The 21,377-nt window shown below is 44.1% G+C and carries 21 protein-coding genes; 14 read left to right on the forward strand and 7 right to left on the reverse strand.

The genetic code is table 11. From position 1 onward, the window contains the following. Positions 1 to 44: 44 nt before the first annotated feature. From AB4Z45_RS01570 to AB4Z45_RS01600, 7 genes are all read left to right on the forward strand, one after another. Positions 45 to 1,121 carry a D-alanine--D-alanine ligase family protein gene (locus AB4Z45_RS01570; RefSeq protein ID WP_441907587.1) on the forward strand — a complete coding sequence of 359 codons (1,077 nt, stop codon included), beginning with the start codon at positions 45 to 47 and terminating at the stop codon, positions 1,119 to 1,121. Between the two features lie 5 nt (positions 1,122 to 1,126). After that, positions 1,127 to 2,299, forward strand: coding sequence for an alanine racemase (gene alr, locus AB4Z45_RS01575; protein WP_441907588.1), 1,173 nt, complete (start codon positions 1,127 to 1,129; stop codon positions 2,297 to 2,299). After that, the gene (locus AB4Z45_RS01580) at positions 2,251 to 3,102 is read left to right on the forward strand and encodes a D-alanyl-D-alanine carboxypeptidase family protein (protein ID WP_441907589.1); all 852 of its coding nucleotides are present in this window, start codon (positions 2,251 to 2,253) and stop codon (positions 3,100 to 3,102) included. Before alr ends, AB4Z45_RS01580 begins: the two co-directional genes overlap by 49 nt. After that, a complete protein-coding gene (locus AB4Z45_RS01585; RefSeq protein ID WP_441907590.1) occupies positions 3,092 to 4,117 on the forward strand; it encodes an acyltransferase family protein in 1,026 nt (341 codons plus the stop codon). The genes AB4Z45_RS01580 and AB4Z45_RS01585 overlap by 11 nt, the downstream gene beginning before the upstream one ends. A gap of 750 nt (positions 4,118 to 4,867) precedes the next feature. Beyond that, complete coding sequence (ltrA, locus tag AB4Z45_RS01590; RefSeq protein ID WP_441907591.1) at positions 4,868 to 6,160, forward strand: group II intron reverse transcriptase/maturase; 1,293 nt, start codon at positions 4,868 to 4,870, stop codon at positions 6,158 to 6,160. Positions 6,161 to 6,377: 217 nt separating this feature from the next. Continuing rightward, entirely contained in the window at positions 6,378 to 6,731 is a 354-nt protein-coding gene (locus tag AB4Z45_RS01595; protein ID WP_441907592.1) for a zinc ribbon domain-containing protein, read from the forward strand. A gap of 101 nt (positions 6,732 to 6,832) precedes the next feature. Continuing rightward, positions 6,833 to 7,516 carry a YjjG family noncanonical pyrimidine nucleotidase gene (locus tag AB4Z45_RS01600; protein WP_441907593.1) on the forward strand — a complete coding sequence of 228 codons (684 nt, stop codon included), beginning with the start codon at positions 6,833 to 6,835 and terminating at the stop codon, positions 7,514 to 7,516. Between the two features lie 34 nt (positions 7,517 to 7,550). Here AB4Z45_RS01600 and AB4Z45_RS01605 read toward each other — a convergent pair whose 3' ends face one another. Then, a complete protein-coding gene (locus AB4Z45_RS01605) occupies positions 7,551 to 7,964 on the reverse strand; it encodes a hypothetical protein (protein ID WP_441907594.1) in 414 nt (137 codons plus the stop codon). Between the two features lie 101 nt (positions 7,965 to 8,065). Next, positions 8,066 to 9,253, reverse strand: coding sequence for an ROK family protein (locus AB4Z45_RS01610; protein WP_076265903.1), 1,188 nt, complete (start codon positions 9,251 to 9,253; stop codon positions 8,066 to 8,068). 282 nt (positions 9,254 to 9,535) lie between these two features. Here AB4Z45_RS01610 and AB4Z45_RS01615 point away from each other — a divergent pair, with 282 nt between their 5' ends. Both AB4Z45_RS01615 and AB4Z45_RS01620 read left to right on the forward strand, forming a co-directional pair. Further along, complete coding sequence (locus tag AB4Z45_RS01615; protein ID WP_076265904.1) at positions 9,536 to 10,183, forward strand: GntR family transcriptional regulator; 648 nt, start codon at positions 9,536 to 9,538, stop codon at positions 10,181 to 10,183. A gap of 46 nt (positions 10,184 to 10,229) precedes the next feature. Next, complete coding sequence (locus tag AB4Z45_RS01620) at positions 10,230 to 11,399, forward strand: helix-turn-helix domain-containing protein (protein ID WP_441907595.1); 1,170 nt, start codon at positions 10,230 to 10,232, stop codon at positions 11,397 to 11,399. Between the two features lie 97 nt (positions 11,400 to 11,496). On the opposite strand, the gene AB4Z45_RS01625 is transcribed toward AB4Z45_RS01620, so the two are convergent. Further along, the gene (locus AB4Z45_RS01625; protein ID WP_441907596.1) at positions 11,497 to 12,402 is read right to left on the reverse strand and encodes an RraA family protein; all 906 of its coding nucleotides are present in this window, start codon (positions 12,400 to 12,402) and stop codon (positions 11,497 to 11,499) included. 231 nt (positions 12,403 to 12,633) lie between these two features. On the opposite strand from AB4Z45_RS01625, the gene AB4Z45_RS01630 reads away from it, so the two are divergent. The 4 genes from AB4Z45_RS01630 to AB4Z45_RS01645 are packed head-to-tail and all read left to right on the forward strand — an operon-like array spanning position 12,634 to position 16,827. Then, positions 12,634 to 13,587, forward strand: a complete 954-nt coding sequence (locus AB4Z45_RS01630; protein ID WP_441907597.1) for a carbohydrate ABC transporter permease — start codon at positions 12,634 to 12,636, stop codon at positions 13,585 to 13,587. Beyond that, complete coding sequence (locus tag AB4Z45_RS01635; protein WP_441907598.1) at positions 13,584 to 14,414, forward strand: carbohydrate ABC transporter permease; 831 nt, start codon at positions 13,584 to 13,586, stop codon at positions 14,412 to 14,414. The genes AB4Z45_RS01630 and AB4Z45_RS01635 overlap by 4 nt, the downstream gene beginning before the upstream one ends. 35 nt (positions 14,415 to 14,449) lie before the next feature. Continuing rightward, positions 14,450 to 15,799, forward strand: a complete 1,350-nt coding sequence (locus AB4Z45_RS01640; protein ID WP_441907599.1) for an ABC transporter substrate-binding protein — start codon at positions 14,450 to 14,452, stop codon at positions 15,797 to 15,799. A 23-nt stretch (positions 15,800 to 15,822) separates the two neighbouring features. Next, positions 15,823 to 16,827, forward strand: a complete 1,005-nt coding sequence (locus tag AB4Z45_RS01645) for a mannonate dehydratase (RefSeq protein WP_441907600.1) — start codon at positions 15,823 to 15,825, stop codon at positions 16,825 to 16,827. A 177-nt stretch (positions 16,828 to 17,004) separates the two neighbouring features. Here AB4Z45_RS01645 and AB4Z45_RS01650 read toward each other — a convergent pair whose 3' ends face one another. The 3 genes from AB4Z45_RS01650 to AB4Z45_RS01660 form a co-directional block, all read right to left on the reverse strand. Next, entirely contained in the window at positions 17,005 to 18,393 is a 1,389-nt protein-coding gene (locus AB4Z45_RS01650; RefSeq protein WP_441907601.1) for a mandelate racemase/muconate lactonizing enzyme family protein, read from the reverse strand. 68 nt (positions 18,394 to 18,461) lie between these two features. Continuing rightward, positions 18,462 to 19,247 carry an SDR family NAD(P)-dependent oxidoreductase gene (locus tag AB4Z45_RS01655; RefSeq protein WP_441907602.1) on the reverse strand — a complete coding sequence of 262 codons (786 nt, stop codon included), beginning with the start codon at positions 19,245 to 19,247 and terminating at the stop codon, positions 18,462 to 18,464. Positions 19,248 to 19,268: 21 nt separating this feature from the next. Next, on the reverse strand, positions 19,269 to 20,048 hold the full coding sequence (locus AB4Z45_RS01660) for an SDR family NAD(P)-dependent oxidoreductase (protein ID WP_441907603.1): 780 nt from the start codon (positions 20,046 to 20,048) through the stop codon (positions 19,269 to 19,271). A 188-nt stretch (positions 20,049 to 20,236) separates the two neighbouring features. On the opposite strand from AB4Z45_RS01660, the gene AB4Z45_RS01665 reads away from it, so the two are divergent. Next, the gene (locus tag AB4Z45_RS01665) at positions 20,237 to 20,746 is read left to right on the forward strand and encodes a hypothetical protein (protein WP_441907604.1); all 510 of its coding nucleotides are present in this window, start codon (positions 20,237 to 20,239) and stop codon (positions 20,744 to 20,746) included. A 97-nt stretch (positions 20,747 to 20,843) separates the two neighbouring features. Here the strand turns inward: AB4Z45_RS01665 and AB4Z45_RS01670 are convergent, their stop codons facing one another. Then, positions 20,844 to 21,374: a PCYCGC domain-containing protein gene (locus AB4Z45_RS01670; protein WP_256710764.1), complete on the reverse strand. Its 531-nt coding sequence runs from the start codon at positions 21,372 to 21,374 to the stop codon at positions 20,844 to 20,846. Positions 21,375 to 21,377: the final 3 nt, after the last annotated feature.

A 21,377-nucleotide genomic window follows, 5' to 3' on the forward strand; every position in this document is an offset into this window, starting at 1 on the left:
TCTTTAGTAATAGATAACAAGTCGATTTTGGGAGGTTTTTTTTTATGCAAACAAAACTATATGTCCTATACGGCGGCAAATCCGTCGAGCATGAGGTTTCATTAAAAACAGCATACACCGTTATTCAATCCATAGATGATTCTAAATTTGAAGTATTCCCCATTTACATTACGCGAGAAGGACTATGGTGTACGCCTGACAAGTTAAATCAAGAAGGACTTCAATTAACCGATCTTATAGCTTTGCCAAAGCATAGGAGTGAAGCCGAGTCCATCGGACAGGTTTTAATGAGTCAATTCGCATTGCCAGGAAAAAAAGTTGTCTTGCCGCTGCTGCATGGCTCATATGGAGAGGATGGAACCGTACAAGGGCTGTTGGAATTGCTTAATGTTCCTTATGTTGGGAATGGTGTATTATCCTCAGCGCTTACACTGGACAAAGCCATCTCAAAGCAGCTATTAGAGCAAGCAGGCATTCATCAGGTCGAGTACCGTGTTTATCGATATGATCAATGGCTCGAAGATCATTCAAAGGTACTTCATATGGCAGAGGAGACCATTGGTTATCCTTGTTATGTGAAGCCAGCCTCACTTGGATCAAGCATCGGCATCAGCAGATGCCACGACAAACAAGAGCTGGTTGCTGGCATTACCGAAGCATTTAAGTATGACAACAAAATTGTGCTTGAGCGTGAAGTAATAGGCAGAGAGATTCAAGTGGCTGTTATGGGTAATGAGAAGCCGCTTGCCTCACTGCCAGGCGAATTCATCCATGACCATGTCTTCTTCGATTTCGAGTCCAAATACTTGGATAAGCAGCTAAAGATGTCGATTCCAGCGCATCTATCCGAAGAAATCACGTCGCAAATTAGGCAGCTAGCCATCAAAGCATACCATACTCATAACTGCTCGGGTCTTGCACGGGTAGACTTTTTCTTAGATGGCAAGGGACAGTTGTATTTGAATGAAATCAATGCACTGCCTGGCTTTACGAATTACAGCATGTATCCGGTCATGTGGGAGCGGACGAATGGAACTCGATATTCGGAGCTTGTCGAGAAATTAATTGATTATGCTATCATGCGTCATGCTGAAAAACAATCGATTCAGTACACGAGGTGACCGATATGCTTAGAGATACTTGGGCAGACATTCATTTGAATCATATTCAAGACAATCTAATACAGATTCGCGAAACGCTGCCAAACCATGTCAAGCTGATGGCTGTTGTGAAAGCAAATGGCTACGGACATGGCGATCTTGAATCTGCGCATATGGCTGAACAAGCAGGCGCTGATGTTCTGGCTGTTGCTTATTTAGAGGAAGCGCTCCGCCTTAGATCCTATGGCATGAAGCTGCCTATCCTTATTTTGACACCAATAGACGCTGAATATGTACACCTAGCCATCGAGAATGATTTGATGTTAACCGTTACAAATGCCACATGGTTTAAGCAAATGAGAAAATACAAACCAACAGCATCTGCCAAGAAGCTTCTTATCCATGTGAAAGTGGATACGGGGCTCGGGAGAATTGGTATTCAGTCAAAAGAAGAGTGGGACAAGCTTGTGCCATGGCTAAAAGCGCCAGATATTGAAGTGGATGGATTTTACACTCATTTTGCGACTGCAGGCAAAGCAGATACGACATTTCTTGAACTGCAAACAAGCCGCTTTATGGAGATGATAGAATGGAGCAAAAAGTCCGGTCTCCGTATTCGTCTTTATCATTGTGCGGGAAGCGCAGCAGCACTCCGATTTCCTAATCTTGCAATGGATATGGTACGCATAGGGGCAGCGATGTACGGCTTTTATCCGGAAAAGCTTGTGCAATCTGTGAAGCTCAAGCCTGTTTTGAGCTTGCACAGCAAGCTCATACAAGTAAAGAAGCTGCGCAAAGATGAGTACCTAGGATACGACAATTCCTATCAGGCAGAAGAAGAGCAATGGATTGGCACAGTTCCGATTGGGTATGCAGATGGCTGGTCACAAAGCATGCAAAATTCCGAGGTGCTGGTCAATGGACAACGGGCAAAAGTCGTCGGCAAAATATGTATGGATCAGCTCATGGTAAAGCTGCCAGGACCTTGTGCGGAAGGAACACAGGTAACTTTAATCGGACGACAGGGAGCAGAAGAGATCACATTTGCAGAGCTAGCCGCCCATATTGGGAGCGTAGCACAGGAAATATCAACGTCGCTAACAGCTAGAGTAACAAGGAAATACAAGGACGTAGAGGAGGTTTGGACGAATTGGGGCAACAAAACCAAATTGAAACCATTCAAGAAAGCGGTTATGTAAAGCATACAGCTGTTCAAGTTAGTCGTGCAGAAATGTATGAAGGTCATCTGGTACTGGTTAATCAAGCCAACCCTATAAAACAATCCATTTCACTAGACAAGCTGATCCCGCTTCATACTAATCCTGACATAAGATTGCTGGAGGAAGATTTGTTACTAGAGAAAACATGCTTGCAGCATTTCAATATACTTATAAATGAATCTCAAGCCATGAATGATATTATTGCAGTTAGCGCTTATCGCTCGAGAGAGGAGCAGGAGCAGATCTATGAAACCTCTCTAGTGGAAAATGGTGACGAGTATACCGCTTGTTATGTGGCTTTGCCAGGTCATAGCGAGCACCAAACGGGACTTGCTATCGATGTTGGGAAAATAGATGAGCATGTCGACTTTATTGCGCCATCTTTCCCAGATAGCGGCATCTATATGGCATTCAAATTGCTTGCTGCAAAAAATGGCTTTATTCAGCGGTACAAAGCAGGAAAAGAGGCTATTACAAACATCTCTTGTGAGCCATGGCATTTTCGTTATGTCGGTTATCCTCATGCCGAAATTATGGAGCAGCATGATTTTTGCTTGGAGGAGTACATCGATTTTGTCCGAAAATTTACTTATGGCGGGAATTATCTCACCGTAGAAACGGATAGCATGCTCGTGCAGATTTATTATGTGCCGGCAGAGGATGGACCTTCCACGACTGTTCCCATCCTAAATGGTGATCTATATCGAATTTCAGGAAATAATAGGGATGGTTTTATCGTTACGGCTTTTACTGGAAAAGGGCAAAAATCACATGGTCTCTAAACCCAATTATAGCGGGCTCGACTGGCTTAAATTTATAGCGGCCCTATTCGTTATTGCCAATCACACCAGTCCATTGCTCTCGTATAACGAATATTTTGACTTTCTCTTCAGCGGAATCATCTCGCGATTAGCGGTGCCTATATTTTTTATGTCAACGGGCTTCTTTTTCTTCCGAAAGCTGACAGGAGATAAAGTTAAAGATCAAAAAGCGCTGATCTTGTATTTAAAGAAAATCGGAATCTTATATTTGATTGCTATCTTGTTGTACATTCCTTTGAATATGTACAAAGGTGATTTCTCTACTCATTTAACCTTTGGTTCCTTTATAAGAGATATTGTTTTTGATGGTACGTTTTATCATCTATGGTATCTGCCTGCGCTAATTATTGGACTTGTTCTTACGTATTATTTGCATCAGAAAATGTCGCTTTCCATGCTGCTCGTTGTTGGTTTGTTGCTCTATATAGTAGGACTCTTCGGAGATAGTTATTATGGAATTACGGAAAACATAGCTGTTCTAAAACATTTCTATGAATGGCTGTTTCAATTTTTTGATTACACACGCAATGGTATATTCTATGCACCGATTTATCTCATATTAGGCATATGGGCAGCAAAACGTCCACAGCCTGCTAGAACGCCAATAAACTACGCGTGTTTGTTTCTGATTTCGTTAGCACTAATGATAGCCGAAGCTTCCTTTCTGAAAGCTCTACAATTTCCGCGGCACGACAGTATGTACGTATTTGCTTGGCCAGCAACCTACTTCTTGTTCCACTGGGCGTTATCCTGGAAAGGCCGGTCTGGAAAAGCATTTAGGGAGTGGCGAGTATGGATTTATATATTGCATCCTATCGCTATCGTACTCGTTCGAGGAGCAGCTGAGTTCGTGAAGCTGGAAGCTTTATTCATCACAAATAGCCTTATTCATTTTGTCGCTGTATGTCTTGCATCTATCGTTATGGCAGCACTCGCCGTACGAATATCCGTCATAAAATTTAAGTTTCGACCATAGATATGGTAATGGGAGATGTTCGTTAAGCAAATGAACGAGAGGAGAAGCCGCAGCGAAGGAGCATTACATGCAGCTGGGAGGGATTGCAATGAGTAACGAACTGCTCATTCAACTACTCGTGCTTATCGTAATGATCATCGATATGGCTAACCGATCCAAAGATTCGTAACGTTAGAAGGCAAAACATCGAAAGTGGTGTTTTGTCTTTTTTTTTGTGTTCGGCGTGCCCAGAGGTACGCATCGTCTAGTTGGTGAAAGTCCAACCGAAGGAGGGGCCAAGCCACCTTCGTAGCTAGGATACCTGCGTATGGCGAAATCTGTGCGTAGAAGCGTATCGACAAAAGTACCTGTCAGAGACAGGGCAAGCAACCTGCCAGGCCGTAACATAAAGTGAATCCTGCCGCGTCGTCAAAAAGGCCTCGCAAGAGGGGAAAGAGGAAGCCGAGTCCTGCGAATATGGACGAAGGCCAAGGAAGCTATGGAGAACTTGGAACAATAGCGAAGAATCCTCCGGCGTAAAGGGAGCGGCATGGTAGGAAAGAGGATGCAGTGAACTGGGGAGACCCTCCCCTGCACGGAATTTTTTTTTTTGAAGCCCGTAAAGAGACACTCTATAAGCCAAGGGGTGAAGTGAGCGGTCTGCAGGAAGGGAGTCCGAGGGGCTCATAGTACCGAGGAATGCAGGACAACACAACCTGCGGGAGGGAAGGAGCCCTGCTTTGTTCATGTTTCTTAAGGAGGTATGAGTCAGTGAATGCCGAGAGGCTAACAACACCAAAGGAAAACGTTCAACAACTCCAAGAGAAACTAGGTCATGCGGCCAAGGAAAACAAGAAGCGCAGATTTCATGCTTTGTATGATAAGGTGTACCGAAGAGATATGCTCTGGGAAGCATGGCGCCGAGTACGTGCGAATAAAGGCGCGGCAGGCGTTGACGGCCAAACCCTTGCTGAGATTGAAAAGCAAGGAGATTACAATTTCATCGAAGAGTGTCATCACTTACTGAAAGAAGGCGCGTATCATCCAGCGCCAGTCAGAAGACAGTACATTCCGAAGAAAGATGGCAAGCAAAGACCATTAGGTATCCCAACGGTACGCGACCGTGTCATCCAAATGGCAACGAAACTGGTCATGGAACCGATCTTTGAAATGGATTTTCAGGAAGCCTCATTCGGCTTTCGTCCAAAGCGCAGTGCCAAACAAGCGCTAGAACGCATTCGGAAATCCTGCAACCGCAAAGGGAATTGGGTGATCGACGTCGATATCCAAGGCTACTTTGATGCCATTAATCAAGAGAAACTGATGAAACTGGTCGCGATGCGAATCAGTGATCGGAGGATACTGAAGCTGGTTCGAAAGTGGCTACGTGCGGGGGTTATGGAAGAAGGACAAGTAAGGCGCTCCGATTTAGGCACGCCACAGGGCGGAGTCATTTCGCCGCTATTCGCGAATATCTATCTGAATTACTTCGATCTGTTGTGGGAACGCCACGGTAAGAGTATGGGAGAATTGACGCGGTATGCAGACGATCTGGTGGTCGTTTGCAAGACGAAGAAAGATGCAGACCGAGCTTATGCACTGATCCAAGCGATTATGGAACGGCTTGAGCTCACCTTGCATCCTGAGAAAACGCGAATCGTAGGATTGTGGACAGGTGAGGAAGGTTTCGACTTTCTAGGCATGCACCACAGGAGGACGAAAGCGGAAACGTCGCAAGGACGAGTCTATTACACAACCCAACAGTGGCTAACCCGAAAGGCGGAAGAACGTATACGGGAAGTGGTCAAAGAAAGACTTGCCCCGCCAGTGATGCGACAAAAGTCAGTCGAAGAACACGTTGCATGGTTGAACCCGAAAATCCAAGGCTGGCGGAATTATTATTATACTGCCTACAGCCAGCGGAAATTGGCGAAATTGGATTGGTACATTTTGCAACGGTTCATGAGATGGTATGCGAAGAAACGACAGCGAGCGAGATGGAAGAGTTCCTTTCAAGAAGTAAAACACATGACCAAACTTCACGGATTAAAAACGCTTTTGTAATCTGCATGCCGATGAATGACGAACATCGGAAAGCCGTATGAGGGAAAACCTCACGTACGGTTTGATGAGGAGGGGCTGGAAAATTCAGCCCTTTACTCTAGTATGAAAGGAGAGGAAAAGACAGCGCAGCAACGAATATGTTTACATGTTGAGAAAATAAGGATCGTTCCCTTAAGCTTACGTTTTGAGAACGTAATTGATAGGAAGGAGCAACGCCATGATTGAATGTCCTTGGTGCGGCAGCAGCGTTATACTCGAGCATAATTGTTGTCCTGAATGTAAACAAGAGGTTCTTGATGAGCATTTAGATCCCTTTGTTGATGAGCAAGAGAATGAGCTTGAAGAATCAGATCTCGAACTGGATGAGTATGATATAAACAACAGCATTGCGAATTCATTCAAATGCACAAAATGTAATCATAATGAATGCGATATTAATGAATTGGCTATGACAGGTGCGGGATTAAGCAAGCTTCTAAACATTCAATATCAACATTATTTATTTGTTTCTTGCATGCAATGCGGATTCGTTGAAATATATGACCCTACGATATTAAGACGACGCAATTGATGCAATTTCAAATTCAGCTTTAATGGAAACATACAAAGAATTTAGCTTGAAGGAAAGTTATGATCCATTCATGCTTAAAAGGTTAACAGGAGGATTTTCTAGTGAAATACGAAGTTATTTTGTTTGATGCGGACGATACCTTATTTGATTATTCTTTAGCAGAGGCGCACGCGCTTAAAAGTGTTTTCTTGGAGTTTCAAGTTGACCTTTTACAATCACATATTGAACTCTATCGCTCAGTTAATCAGCAGCTATGGAATGATTTTGAAAAGGGTGAGATTACTCTTGATTTTTTGCGGCATGAGCGATTTAGAAAACTGTTTGCAGAAGTTAAAGTCGAGCTTGATGCTGTGCATTTTAGCGAGCGTTACGTTCATTACTTGGGAGAGGGCTCTTTCTTAATCGAGGGCTCGGATGTTCTTATTCAGCAGGTTCTTCATAATGGGCATCGCATTGCAATCATCACAAATGGGATTAAACAGACACAGCATAGTCGAATTGGCAGGTCTGCTTTAGCTCATTCGTTCGAGCATATTATCGTATCTGAGGACACTGGTTTTTCAAAGCCGCAAACCGGAATTTTTGATTTTGCATTCGAGAAGCTGAATCTGATCAATAAGTCAAATGTGCTTATGGTCGGTGATTCATTGACATCTGATATCCAGGGCGGCCTCAATTATGGCATCGATACATGCTGGTATAATCCGAAGCGAAAGCCAAATCGTACAAGCATTATTCCAACGTATGAAATTCATCATTTAAACGAGCTGCTGCAACTACTTTAAAAAAGCTGTTATCATATAATGTTGGATCAATCATTCATTCGTAATGTTTCCCTGCATCGGGAAACTTTCCTTCTGGCGGCATCCAAGAGCTTTGGAAAATGTTTTTTTCATTAACTACTGAATAGGTATAAGTCCAACCCTTTTCGTTTATAAAATTAACGTTTAAGTGATAAGGGTTATATTGTCTACCTACTTGTCGACTAATTTCCCATTCTTGATTAGGGTACCGTTCCTCCAAATATAAATTTAACTGTTTTGTTTTATTTGTAACTTGATAATCAATCCAGTAGGGACGAATAACAAAAAGTAATAACAAAAGTACAGTTAATGAACAAGACATACATAAACTCAGTTTTCTAACCTTCTGAGGTAAAAGTAATGCAATAACAAACATAATCATGACAAACCCAAACGAAGCTGCAATTTCAAATATGGTTATTGGATGCAAAGAAATCCCCACCTCAAATTTTCATTTGTACGATGTTAGTTCTCCCGCCATAGCCTAGAAACAAGAACGATGCAGGCCAAAGCCAGCATCGTTTTTTGTTTCTAATTAAGTTCCCAATCCTGCAGCAGCATAATGGCTGCCCCTGCGGTAACGGCATCCTCAGTCAGCTGTCCTTGCGAAAATTTCGGTTCATATTGCGGTGAATAATAAATGTTGCTCCGCGCAACTTGAATGACCGTTTCATAAATCGTTTTATCGACATTGACGAGCGGGCCGCCTAAAATGACAGCCTCGGGATGCAAAATATTAATGAGATTGGCGATACCAATGCCGAGATAGGTAGCCGTTTGTAGAAATTGCTCCGTAATGAATGCATCTTTTTGCAAATACGCTTTCCGCAAAGCGTCAAATTGAACTTCCTCTGGCGGAATACCCATTAACGTGCTTGATCGGCCAAGCTTCAGTTGTGAGCGTATTTTCTTCTCCAACGCGGGAATGGAAACAAGCGCTTCAAGCGCGCCATAATTTCCTTCGTCGCCTAGCCTTGGACCATCGGTCTGAATGATCATTTGACCGAACGAGCCTTCCATATCTACTGCGCCTCTAACGATTTGTCCACCTGACATCATAGAGGTTCGCAGACCAACTCCCGCATGAACATAAAGCATGTGTTCAACCTCTTCATTGCGCAGTGCCCAATGTTCGCCAATAATAGCTGTGTTCGCTCCATTATCGAGCAGGGCAGGCATGCCAAGCCGCTGTTCCAACCAGTCACAGATGGGAACATCAATCCAGCCTCGCGCAGGAAAATAACGGGGTTTTAGCATGACGCCATCTTCACGGCTCAAAGGGCCAACTGCGCCAATCCCAATCCCAATCACTTTGTTGCGATCAATGTGAAAGTCACTCATCATACGCTCAGCAATTTGAGTGATTTTGCCCACAAGCGTTTCTGGCGTCATTCTTTCATCCATCTTCCATCGTTCAAACGCGAGCGGTTTTAAATTCAAATCATATAAACCGATAGAGGAGGAGAAGCGGGATATTTCTAGCCCAAACACAGCACGATGATCTGGATTGACGCGATACAATATAGGCTTTCGCCCGCCTGTAGATCGTCCCAGCTCTGAAGCAAGAATTAGACCATCCGTTAGCAGTTCCTCCAGCAATCGCGACAAGCTGGTGGATGTTATCGTTAGTCGCGCCATTAAAGCAGCTTTGGAAACGAGTCCATCGCGAATGATGAGATCAAAAACTTGTTTTTTTATTGTAGGTACTTTTACATTCATATTTGAATCTCCATTTGTCCAAGTAATTATATCGGATATTAATCAATCTCTATTATATGCTCTAGGAATTTGCATGACTAGATAAAGTCTTAAAATATTTTATAAGTTATTCTAATCTAATGAACCATTCGTTTTGATCGGATGCTTATTCACAACCAAACTGCAGTATATTTGTCAGTTTTCGACAAAATAATCGGTTGTCATAGATGGGAATAAGTTCTATAATCTTGTTACAAAGCAGATTATCGATAATCGATAATCGGAAACGGAGAAGTGAATGTTATGTTTGAGAACATGTCAATTCCTTCGGTTAGCTCCATTAGCGATCAGGTTTACACAGCATTAAAGAAGGAAATTTTAGCAGGTGAGCTGCAGCCGGGAGCTAGGCTGCTAGTTCTTGAGATAGCAAAGAAATTCAACATCAGCCAAGCACCGGTTCGTGAAGCGCTGGAACGACTGAAATCAGCAGGATTTAGTACGAGCATCCCCAACAAAGGCTCAATTGTTTCATACATAACCGACAAGGAAATAAAAGATATTTTCGAGCTGAGAGAGATCATAGAAGGTTTTGCGGTACGGCAATCTATGAAGCAGCTAAACGAAAATGATTTTAACTATTTAGAAGATCTTATTCGTCAAATGGATCTTGCTCATGAGCAAAACGATATTTTGAACATATTAGAGCTTGATATGGAGTTTCATGGCTTTTTTTATAGGCGCTGCGATAACCATATGATTCTTGATCTTTGGAATCGGATGCGAATCAAAGTCATGCGGTTCATGGCTATTTCCAATCGTCATTACTCCACAGAAGAGCTGGCGGATTGGCATCTTCGGCTCGTAGACGTTCTGCGCACTGGCGACGCTGCACTAGCAGAAGAAGCCTTTACTTTGCATATGCACTCTTACAAAATGATTCATCTCAATTAAAGTCATTCATTTCACAAGTCGACCTTACAAGAGGGGGAAATGGAGAATGTTAAGCGAGGGGTTATTATTTAAAGAAGATGTCATTCTTACGTGGATGAGGGAGCGTTTCTTGCGAAACCTGGTGTCTAATGCCCGTGCAATGAAGTCGGATTTAAAAGAAAGCTTATCCAGGCTTCAGCTTAATCCCTATTACACTTTTCCAGTTATGGCTTTGGTAGAACCGACGATCCCATTTGAAGATGAGCATGAAAAAATCATTTATTTGGAGCAAATTCGGGATTACATGCAAAAAAAAATGACCGAGGGCAGCGTCGTATTTGTGGATGAGGAGGGCAGAATTGGCATGCTCTTCTCATGGGTATCGAAGGAATCTATCGAGAAGATGCAGACTATGCTTAAAGAGCATTTTCTTCATTCCTTTAATGTCGGGGTTGGCAAACCATGCAGTCAATTATATGATATTGTTCATTCCTATCGGCAGGCTGCTCGAGCGCTGCAGTATAAGTTTTATAGTGGCACGGGCAAAATTAATTATTTCAGCGAGCTGGGACGCTCGGAATCGCTGCAGCAATACCCGTCAGATAAGGAGAAGCAGCTTTTTGACGTTTATAAAGCCGCAGAGACAACCGCAGAGATTGAAGATAGTGTTCACCTTTTTTATGCTGAGCTGCTTCATGATGGACCGATTGATACACAGAGCGTATATGATGTGACCGTTAGGCTTCTCGTCGGAATAGAAAAACGTGTATTATCAGAGACAGAGCATGTTAGCATGTATGAGCGGTTTGACGTGATGTCGATCGTGAAGCTTGCGACTTTGGATGAAATTAAACAGTATGTCATTCATTTTTTAATTGGACTGAAAGAAGTGTTCTCGTACAACCAGAAGGAGAGCCATCGCAGCATTATCAAAAAAACGATTCATCATATGGAGCAGGAATGCCAATATGTATCCTTGCAAAGTGTGGCACAGAAAGTGTATATGACGCCAACCTACTTAAGCCTGCTTTTCAAAATGAATACAGGAAAAACATTCATCGAGCATTTGACGGACATTCGGATGGATAAAGCGAAGGATATGCTAAAGAGCACCCATTACAAAAATTATGAAGTAGCAGAGAAGGTCGGCTACCAAGACCCGCGGTATTTCAGTCAAATCTTTAAGAAAAAGGTCGGGCTCTCGCCTAGTGAATACCGGGAAACGATTGGTAAATAAAAGCATCTCATAGAAAAAGGACTCTAGCGGCGGCGTGATCCAGCTAGAGTCCTTTTTCTCATATTTAAACCACAATTGCTAGTTTCGAACGTATTGCCTAGAGCCGAACATCGCTTTGCGGTCCGTTTCGATCCCTCATTTGTGCTTCCTCAAGCTCAGCATCCCAGTTTAGATGACGATATTCCTCGGCTGCGGCATCATTTTCGAACCAGTTCAAGAAATCTGTCCAAAGCGCAACGTCCCATCCGGCATCAATTTGTGCTGTCGAGTATACGCTGTCACGCAGTCTAACGAAACCAAACACATCACGTACTTGGGATTTTTCCGCTTGTACGACCGTCAGCTCAGCTAAATGAGGCGGAATGAAAATAACGCCAGAAGGAGTGCCGAGTACTACATCACCAGGCATACATGTAGCTTTGCCAATGCGTGTTGGAACGTTCATGCCTACCATTGTAACGTCCGCAATCGCAGTAGGATCGCTGCCGCGATAGTAGACATTGATATTATCGATTTCTACGATTTGCTGATTATCGCGAATGCCGCCCCAAATGACAGCACCGCCGCGCTTCGTGCGTGTGGAAATAGCTGTAGATAAATTCCCGCCTACATAAGTGCCAAGATGAACTTTATCAAACATATCCACTACCGCGACATCATCTTCCACTAGCGAATCAATAACCCATTGGTTGAAAAAGCCTTTTCGATTTTCTTGCTCATGTCCATAGTTAAGCAGCGTTTCATGCAGATCAGGTCGCTTAGGCACCATTACAGCTGTAACAGCGCGTCCAACCATTATTTTATTCGGGTGGATAATTTTGAAATCACCTTCGAACTGAAAGGCATAACCTCGGTTCCAGAGAGGGCCCCAAGCCTCCTCCAAAGTGATTTTGCGCATGCGCCTTAGAACATCTTCGGATACTTTAGGACGTCCATTCGGAAAGCGTTCGCCCTCCCAAAGCGGCGTAAGCTGGATCATATCTTCCGGATTGTCAAATTTCATCTGAGCACCTCTTTCGCAATAGTGTGTTTGAAGGCTGCTGTTATTTGCTTTCTAAGTCTATTGTTAGGGACATTCACATATTTGTCGATGCGACTTTCTTAAGGTATTTATGAGGCAATCTATGAATTTTTCACACTATATAAAATCAAACGATTTCATAATTTCTTCACCTTCATTCATGTAACCGCTTTCGTATAAAGTAAAGGAACATTATCTAGGAAAGGGGACGAGATGATTAGAGTGAAGACAGAAACTGTTTTACCCAAACAAAAGCAGATAAAAACAAAACGCAAACAACAAGGAGCTGCTCATTTAGCCGGATACATATTTATATCCCCTTGGCTAATCGGTTTTTTGCTGTTGACGCTTTGGCCCATTGCACAATCGTTTTATTTGTCCTTTACCGAATATTCTTTACTGGAGGACCCAATATGGACCGGCACGGACAACTACACCAAAATATTTATTGGTGATTCCACTTTCACGAAATCGCTAAGCGTGACGTTTATGTTTGTATTATTCTCCGTACCATTAAAGCTGTTTTTCTCCCTTATGGTCGCATTGGCACTCAATAAAAACATTCGAGGCATGAATATTTATCGGACGGCAATTTATTTTCCATCCTTAATTGGAGGAAGCATTGCGGTAGCAGCGCTTTGGCGCAATATGTTCGGGATAGACGGTTATATCAATCAGGTGCTCGCTTGGTTTGGGATTGAGGGGGTAGGCTGGATATCCAATCCGGATACCTCGCTTGGCACATTGATTTTACTCAATACGTGGCAATTCGGATCAACCATGGTTATTTTTCTAGCTGGGCTTAAGCAAGTGCCGCAAGAGCTTTATGAATCAGCCTCTGTAGACGGAGCCGGCAAGGTAAGGAAGTTTATAAGCATTACGCTGCCGATGCTCTCGCCGGTTATGTTCTTTAATCTCGTGCTGGGCATTATCGGATCGTTTCAAACGTTTACCTCAGCGTTCATTATCACAAAAGGCGGCCCTATTAATTCAACCTATATGTACGCCATGTTCCTGTACGAGAAAGCGTTCAAGCATTATCAGATGGGCTATGCATCTGCACTTGCTTGGATATTGCTCACTATTGTAGCGCTTCTCACGCTAATTAACTTCGCAGCCTCGAAATATTGGGTGTTCTACGAATCAGATGGGGGGAAAACCAAATGAATTCGCTGCGTTCGAAGCTGACGAGCCATTTGTACCTATCCCTGTTCTCTGTTCTGATGCTGTATCCCATCATCTGGTGGGCAGGAGCCTCTTTAAAAAAGACAGAGGAGCTAAGCTTGCCGACGATCTGGCCGAAGACACCCATGTGGAGCAATTATTGGGATGGCTGGCACTTCTCATCGGAATATACATTTGCTCATTTTTTTGGCAACACACTGCTTATGGAGCTGGGCAATGTCATTGGCGGCGTTGCCACGGCTGCGATTGTAGCTTATGGCTTCGGAAGGCTACACTTCAAGCTGCGCGGCTTCTGGTTTTCCATTTTACTGCTTACCATGATGCTTCCAGGACAGGTAACCGTTGTCCCGCAGTACATTTTGTTCAATAAGCTAGGATTTGTGGACAGCTACGTACCGCTCGTGCTTCCGCATTTTTTCGGAGGCGGCGCCTTTTTCATTTTCTTGCTTGTACAATTTATTCGTGGTATTCCGAAAGATTTGGATGAGGCCGCAACGATTGACGGAGCAAGCGTTTACGGAATCTTTTGGAGAGTGATCCTGCCACTGCTGAAGCCCGCACTTGTTACCGTAGCTATCTTCACCTTTATATGGAGCTGGGACGACTTTTTTGCACAAGTGCTTTATTTAAGCTCCGTTGACAAATTTACTGTTGGGCTGGCACTGCGCATGTTCATCGATCAATTCGACATTCAGTGGGGGCAATTGCTAGCCATGTCCTTGCTGTCGATCTTTCCTTCGGTTATCATCTTTTTCTTTGCACAAAAGCATTTTGTCGAAGGAATAGCTACTACAGGATTAAAAGGGTAAGTCATTTCATTTCACAAAGGAAAAGGGGATGCAAGATGATGAACAAAAAAGGGTCAAGAAGCTTGGGGCTGTTGATGCTGGCATTACTGCTCGCATTGACTGCTTGCAGCGGAGGCGGAAGCAGCAATGGAGGGAAGCAAAACAATGAAGGAACGAAGAGCACAGCAAAGCCGGATGATGCTGGCGGCAAAGATGCTGGTGTTAAAACAACACTCAGCATTATGTGGTGGGGGCCGGATGCCCGGCACGAGGCAACAAAAAAAGCGTTAGACATTTACTCCCAGCAAAACACGAACGTATCTTTTAAGCCGGAATTTATGGCATGGGATGCATTCTGGCAAAAGCTTCCGACACTTGCTGCTTCGAAGTCCATAACAGATGTACTGCAAATGGATGCTGCCTACATTCAAGAATATGTATCGCGCGGTCAGCTAGAGGATCTCTCTGACATTGACCTAAGCGGCATTGTTGATCCATCCGTTATTTCTAATTTGCAAATAGATGGAAAATTGTACGGTATTCCACTCAGTCAGAATGCGCAAGGCTTAGCCTACAACAAAGCGGAGCTGGAGCAATACGGGATCACGCTTCCGCATAAGGATTGGACTTATGATGAATTTTTCCAGTGGGCAAGAGACGCTCGGGCGAAGCTGCCTGATGGGAAATATCCGATAGGTGATACAACCACTTGGGATAGCTTCAACTATTACCAGACGTCGATGGGCAAACCGCCCGTTATGTCCGATGGCGGGAAAACATTTACGCTTGATAAGGATTTGTTTATGACCTTCTACCAAACGTATGAAGAGTTCCGCAAATCAAAAATCGTACCTCCTGCAGAAAAAGCCGCTTCATTTCTGGAAAATGACCCGCAAGCTGATCCAATGGCATCCGGCGTCGTAATGACAAGAGGTGCAACAACCGGCTCTGTCAGCGCTTTAGAGCAGCTAATGCCAGGAAAGGTAGGCGTAGTCAATTTACCTGTTGGTCCTGCGGGTGGCGGCTGGGCGCAATCAACCATCTTCTTAAGTGTAAGCGCGAATTCCAAAAACAAAGATGAAGCGAAAAAATTTCTGAGATGGTTTGTTACCGATAAGGACGCAGGCAGTGCGCTTGGTCTCACACGCGGCATTCCGATCAACCCTGACATTTATAAAGAGCTCGAGCCAACTCTTGAGGCTAAAGATAAGCTCGGCAAAGAAATATATGACCTTTCACTAGACAAGGCTTTGCCGTTCTATCCGCCGGCAGCAGGCTTCTCCGAATGGGTTGATACGTATAAGAAGGAGATGGAGGCTGTAACCTTCGGCCAGCAATCGATTGAAGATGCCTACAAGAAAATAGACAAAATGGGCAAGGAATTGGCAGCAAAAGTGGCTGGTTAATAAACTATGGAGGTGGTATCTGGATGCAGCTAGCAGAGTTTTTCTCATCGCAGCCAGCAAGATTATGGCTTTTGGCAAAGCAGCTTGGCATTGAATACGCAGTTGGAGGACTTCCATGGGAAGAAAAGCAGGAGAAACCATGGGATTTGATGCCGCTTATTCGCATGAAACAGAGGTATGCTGATGCTGGACTTACGCTTAACGTGATCGAATCTATGCCTCCAAGCAATGAGATTAAGCTTGGAACGGCAGGAAGAGACGCCGAGATCGAAGTGTTCCAGCAATTTATTACGAATATGGGTGCAGCCGGAATTCCTGTCCTTTGCTACAATTTTATGGCTCAGTTCAATTGGTTTCGAACATCGACCACCACACGGACGCGGGGCGGAGCACTAGTGTCTAGCTACGATCACAGCCTCATGAAGGACGCACCGCTTACCGAGGCTGGCCTTATTAGTGAAGATCAGCTTTGGGAAAATCTTCAATACTTCATGGAGCGAATCGTCCCTGTTGCAGAGAAAGCAAAAGTGAAGCTCGCGCTGCATCCCGATGATCCTCCGATCACACCTATTAGAGGGATATCACGTATTTTGACAAGTGCAGCTGCCCTGCAGCAAGCGATTGATTTAGTTCCAAGCGCCTATAACGGCATTACTCTATGCCAAGGAACACTCGCAACAGCTGGAGAACATATTCCGAGCGTCATCCGCCATTTTGCAAAGCAGGATAAAGTGTTTTTCGTCCATTTCCGTGATGTGAAAGGAACGCCGGAAAGGTTTGAGGAAACGTTCCACGATGACGGGCAAACCAATATGCTCGAGGCCATGCATACGTATTATGAAGTAGGCTTTAACGGGCCAGCAAGGCCAGATCATGTGCCGACGATGGAAGGCGAGGATAATGCGAATCCCGGATATGAGCTGTTGGGACGCTTATACGGTATCGGTTATATCCGAGGTTTAATGGAAGCTGCTGCTGCTGCTCGATTAACAAATGAAGCTAAGACGAGTGTTAACATTTTGGGATAATCTCCATACGTTCATAAAGTAAGCACCTTCAACTCCACATATCATGTGGAACTGGAGGTGCTTTTTATAATGTTCATATTTGCTCAAAGCGCTATCGTTACTTCAAAACATGAAAAAACGGAACGCAATTATGCGTCCCGTTTTGATCCTATCCGTCATAATAACTGTCGCAACGAATCAGCTCCAAAGCCGATCATTGGAATGGTAATGATTCCAATTGTCCGTATGCTCCCACAGCCCTGGGATTTTTGGATGCAGATGCTGTGCTAGTACCTCATCGTTCAAGTCGTCAATGCCCAGACCTGGAGCATCTGTCATATGAATGAAGCCATTCTGAACGAGCTTGTTCGGAAGCTTGCTGCTAATGATAATATCATCCCACCATGGCACCTCACAGGAATGATACTCTAACGCCATAAAGTTCTCTGTCGCTGCTGCTACATGTGCTGCTGCGAGACAGGCGATAGGACTCTCAGCCATATGGATCGCCATGGCCACACCGTATTCCTGTGCCATATCACCAATTTTTTTCGTTTCCAAAATGCCGCCAGTCGTCAGAACGTCTGGATGAATGACCGACACCCCGCCAGCTTGAAGCAGCGGCCTGAAGTTTTCTTTCAAATAGATATCCTCACCTGTACATATCGGCGTTGCAACAGCACGCGCGAGCTTCGCATATTGCTCGGTATACTGCCATGGAAGCATATCCTCCATCCAAGCCAAATTAAATTTATCGACGCGGCGGCCAAGCTTAATGCAATCTTCAAGACCGATATGACCAAAGTGATCTACAGCAAGCGGAACCTCATAACCAATTACAGCGCGTACATCCGCCACATATTGCTCCAGCATATCAAGCCCTTTATCCGTTACATGAATCGCCGTGAAAGGATGGGGGATGTTGTGAATATCATAATGTTGATTTCGGATATCACGAATTTCCTCTTCGGTTAAGGTGTCTTGGTTTGCACTGTAACGGTTTTTGGAAGCATTTCGCATTTCATCAATGAAGCCTATCGGAGCACTTAAAGTACCTGGCTCATTAATAATTTGACCGATGCCAAGATCCATCTTTAGGAAAGTGAAGCCTTCCTCCATACGCTTCTGAAGCGCGAGTCCCATGGCGGTGCCGGTATCCTTGCCGACGACCTCGGTATCGCAGTACATTCGAATTTTGTCACGGAACTTGCCGCCGAGCATTTGATAGATCGGTACGCCATATGCTTTTCCAGCCAAATCCCATAAAGCGATTTCAAGCCCGCTCACACCACCGCCTTGACGGGCATGACCGCCAAACTGCTTAATGCGGCGAAAAAGCTTATCGATATTGCATGGATTTTCGCCTAATAACCGACCTTTCAGCATTTGTGCATAAACTTTATCAGCTCCGTCACGTACTTCACCAAATCCGATTAGGCCTTGATTCGTATACACTTTAATCAAGCTGCTATGAAACGGCCCGCCTACAATATCGGTGAAGCGAATATCCGTAATCCGAAGCGCGGAAGGGCTTGCATGTTTGCTCACATGGGCTAACGTTTCTTCAAAAGAAGGATTGTTGGACACGAAAGGTCACTCCTTGTTTATAAGTTAGGTATTGAAAGATGTTGCTCTCATTCATTCATCTAGCTAGGTTAGAGCAGCATGCTGCCGCCATCGAGTCGAATGGCTGAACCGGTCATGAATTCGCTTTCATCGGATGCAATGAAGCATACGAGCTGAGCTACGTCGAGTGGACGGCCAACACGGCCAAGCGGGAATTTATCATGTATAGAGCGGGTCGTGTTTTTATGCTTCTCGACGTCCTCGGCGGACATGATTGGCTTCGATTCTCGGGCACTTTGCTTGCCGACATCAACGGCTCCTGGCTCAATCGTATTAACGGTAATCCCATACCTTGCAAGCTCAATTGCGCTTTCTCTGCCTAACATGCGAATACCGCCCTTGGTCATGGAATATACGGCATCGAAGTCGGTGGGGCGCTTGCTATGTACAGAAGACATATTAATGATGCGTCCTGACTGCTTTTCCTTCATATAGGGAACGACGGCTTGTGTGCACTGCCAGTAACCTTTTAAATTAATGTTCATCATGCGATCGAAAGAGGCTTCATCATGCTCAAAAAATCCATAATTCAGCTGCAAGGCCGCATTATTAACCAAAATATCAATGCCGCCATAATGTCCAGCAGTGGTGGAGACCATCCGTTCGATTTCATCTTTTTGCGAAATATTCGCTTGCACGATCATCGAGCTTCCACCGAAATCATCGATCATCTGTTTGGTATGAAGCGCACCAGCATCGCTCTGATTATAATGAATGGCAACCATAACCCCGCGCCGTGCAAGCTCGATTGCAACGCCTTTGCCAATTCCTGTTCCGGCGCCGGTAACTAAAGCGATTTTGCCAACGATACTCATTATTCACCTCCATACCGGCGATTACGGTTTTTTCATTTTGAAATTCATATAATGAAGCAAAAAACCGCCATCCAGCCTTATATCTGCACCATTAATGAGCCTCGCCTCGTCGGAAGAGAGAAAATTCACAAGCTCGGCAACATCGTCATTGCTGCACAAAACAGCATTAGGCACCTTATATTCGTAGTCGTTGTACAAGGTGGATAGATAACTGTGAAACAACTCATCGTCGCCAGCAATAGAACCCACTTCAATGGTATTGACACTGATCCCATATCGACCTAACACAAGAGCTGCTTCTTTGGACAGCATTTTGACTGCACCTTTTGCAATACTGTAGGTAAACGCTGAACCAGTCGGCTTCTCGGCATGAATGGAAGAGACATAGATGATTTTCCCAGCTTGCTTCATCATCATTTGTTTGCCGAAAACTTGCGTACAAATAAATGCGGATTTGGCGTTTACTGCGATGCTTTGCTGAAAAAGCGCTTCATCTCCATCTTCAATTGTGCTTGGAGAAATCTCATTATTGTTGTGAACGAGAATATCAACCGTACCAAGCTGCTGCTCCGTGAATAGAAGCATATCCGTTACTTCAGCAGTTTTACTAAGGTCAATGGTAACTACGACCGCCTGCAAGCCTGCGTCCTGAACTAGCTTTAATTCCGACCCAATCGCAGAGCCTCCTGAATGACTATTCAAAATAAAATGCGCTCCGCTTTCCTTTAAACGTCGAATGATCGCTTTCCCGCTGTCACTGTCTGAATCCGTAATAAATACAACCTTATTTGGCAATCGCATAGATCCCCTCCAAGGAAAAGACATAAAATGATGTATATAGCCTTATTTTAGTTACTTTGGTTCAAGCATAGCGATGCTGTAAATTTATGATTTTGTTTGATTTCTTGCATAATCCGCCAAAACTGCAACAACCCTATGACTGCATTCGTTATTAAGGGAGAGTAGGAATCCAATTGGAAAGGAAAGCCATGCACAAAATAAAAAAATTCATTTTCATCACACTTCTAATGATTATTTTTGTTCCGTTTATTTTGAGCTACTCGAATTATCGAATGACTAGAGTCAATAACGATTATGAAGCCTTATTCACCGAGCAGCTTAAAGCAGCTGTGCAAAAGGGAACCACATTTGATATGAAGGAAGTCGCGCCATTTGATTGGGATAAGATGTTTGTTTTTGAAGCTTATCGCTCAAGAGAAGAGATGGAAAGAACAGTCGGACGAGAGTGGACCAATGAAACCTCCTACGCCGGATATTGGATAGATAGAAAGATAAGCGGACAATATCCTTTGCTGGATGAGTCGGTACATAAACTGGTTTTTGTGAAAAAGGATAAAGTGGTGTTTGATATTACTCTAGACAGAGCAATAGCTGACTTCTCGGTTAGCAGCAGCATGATTGATCGCGAACATTCCCGATATACCATTATTAAAACAGAACAATCATTTGCTACGGTTTATAATGTATTAGAAGAGTAGATAGATTGATATACTAGGGAGCATCTATAAAAAATGACAGTCAAGAACGATTACTCCTGTTCTGGACTGTCATTTGTTTAAATCATTGATGAACAAACTAGGAAGCAGGGGGAAGCTTAGTCTTCGTTGGCTTGGCATAACCCTCTTTATACGTTTCGTCGATAATTTGGCGAATCCGATCTACTTCAATCCCTGAAGACTTCATTGCTGCGGTTGTTACAGCAATTTCAATGCATACGCCGCAGCGAGTGCCATGATCGTCCCAGACAACAGAGCCGTCTTCCTTTATTTCGGCGATAAAGCAATTGAGATTGCTTTGGTGTCCCGCGCTTTCGCCACACCCGCAGTAACAAGGGATATAAGGCAATACATCCGTAACCGTTGCAGCGGTTTGATAGGCGATACGCAGGTTGTCAGAGGCGCCATCTAGAAAAGCTGGTAAAATATCAAGCGATGCTGTCGTCTCTTGCAAATCGCCAGATGCTGTTTGATGATCACCATGATTGCCGCCATTTGCTTCATGTGCGTTCGTTGCTGATCCAGCTGAATTTGTTTGGCTGCTGCATGCGCTGAGCAGCATCGAAGAGAGCAGAACCGAATAGAGTGTGGTTTGGGCTAATCGTTTCAAGTA

Source organism: Paenibacillus sp. MCAF9, from assembly GCF_052114265.1.
Classification (GTDB): Bacteria; Bacillota; Bacilli; order Paenibacillales; family Paenibacillaceae; genus Pristimantibacillus.

Excerpts from the sequence above, each read along its gene's own strand:
- AB4Z45_RS01570 (WP_441907587.1), top strand. The coding sequence starts at position 45 with ATGCAAACAAAACTATATGTCCTATACGGCGGCAAATCCGTCGAGCAT.
- alr (WP_441907588.1), top strand. The coding sequence starts at position 1,127 with ATGCTTAGAGATACTTGGGCAGACATTCATTTGAATCATATTCAAGAC.
- AB4Z45_RS01585 (WP_441907590.1), top strand. The coding sequence starts at position 3,092 with ATGGTCTCTAAACCCAATTATAGCGGGCTCGACTGGCTTAAATTTATA.
- AB4Z45_RS01595 (WP_441907592.1), top strand. The coding sequence starts at position 6,378 with ATGATTGAATGTCCTTGGTGCGGCAGCAGCGTTATACTCGAGCATAAT.
- AB4Z45_RS01610 (WP_076265903.1), bottom strand. The coding sequence starts at position 9,253 with ATGAATGTAAAAGTACCTACAATAAAAAAACAAGTTTTTGATCTCATC.
- AB4Z45_RS01615 (WP_076265904.1), top strand. The coding sequence starts at position 9,536 with ATGTTTGAGAACATGTCAATTCCTTCGGTTAGCTCCATTAGCGATCAG.
- AB4Z45_RS01620 (WP_441907595.1), top strand. The coding sequence starts at position 10,230 with ATGTTAAGCGAGGGGTTATTATTTAAAGAAGATGTCATTCTTACGTGG.
- AB4Z45_RS01625 (WP_441907596.1), bottom strand. The coding sequence starts at position 12,402 with ATGAAATTTGACAATCCGGAAGATATGATCCAGCTTACGCCGCTTTGG.
- AB4Z45_RS01630 (WP_441907597.1), top strand. The coding sequence starts at position 12,634 with ATGATTAGAGTGAAGACAGAAACTGTTTTACCCAAACAAAAGCAGATA.
- AB4Z45_RS01635 (WP_441907598.1), top strand. The coding sequence starts at position 13,584 with ATGAATTCGCTGCGTTCGAAGCTGACGAGCCATTTGTACCTATCCCTG.
- AB4Z45_RS01640 (WP_441907599.1), top strand. The coding sequence starts at position 14,450 with ATGATGAACAAAAAAGGGTCAAGAAGCTTGGGGCTGTTGATGCTGGCA.
- AB4Z45_RS01645 (WP_441907600.1), top strand. The coding sequence starts at position 15,823 with ATGCAGCTAGCAGAGTTTTTCTCATCGCAGCCAGCAAGATTATGGCTT.
- AB4Z45_RS01655 (WP_441907602.1), bottom strand. The coding sequence starts at position 19,247 with ATGAGTATCGTTGGCAAAATCGCTTTAGTTACCGGCGCCGGAACAGGA.
- AB4Z45_RS01660 (WP_441907603.1), bottom strand. The coding sequence starts at position 20,048 with ATGCGATTGCCAAATAAGGTTGTATTTATTACGGATTCAGACAGTGAC.
- AB4Z45_RS01665 (WP_441907604.1), top strand. The coding sequence starts at position 20,237 with ATGCACAAAATAAAAAAATTCATTTTCATCACACTTCTAATGATTATT.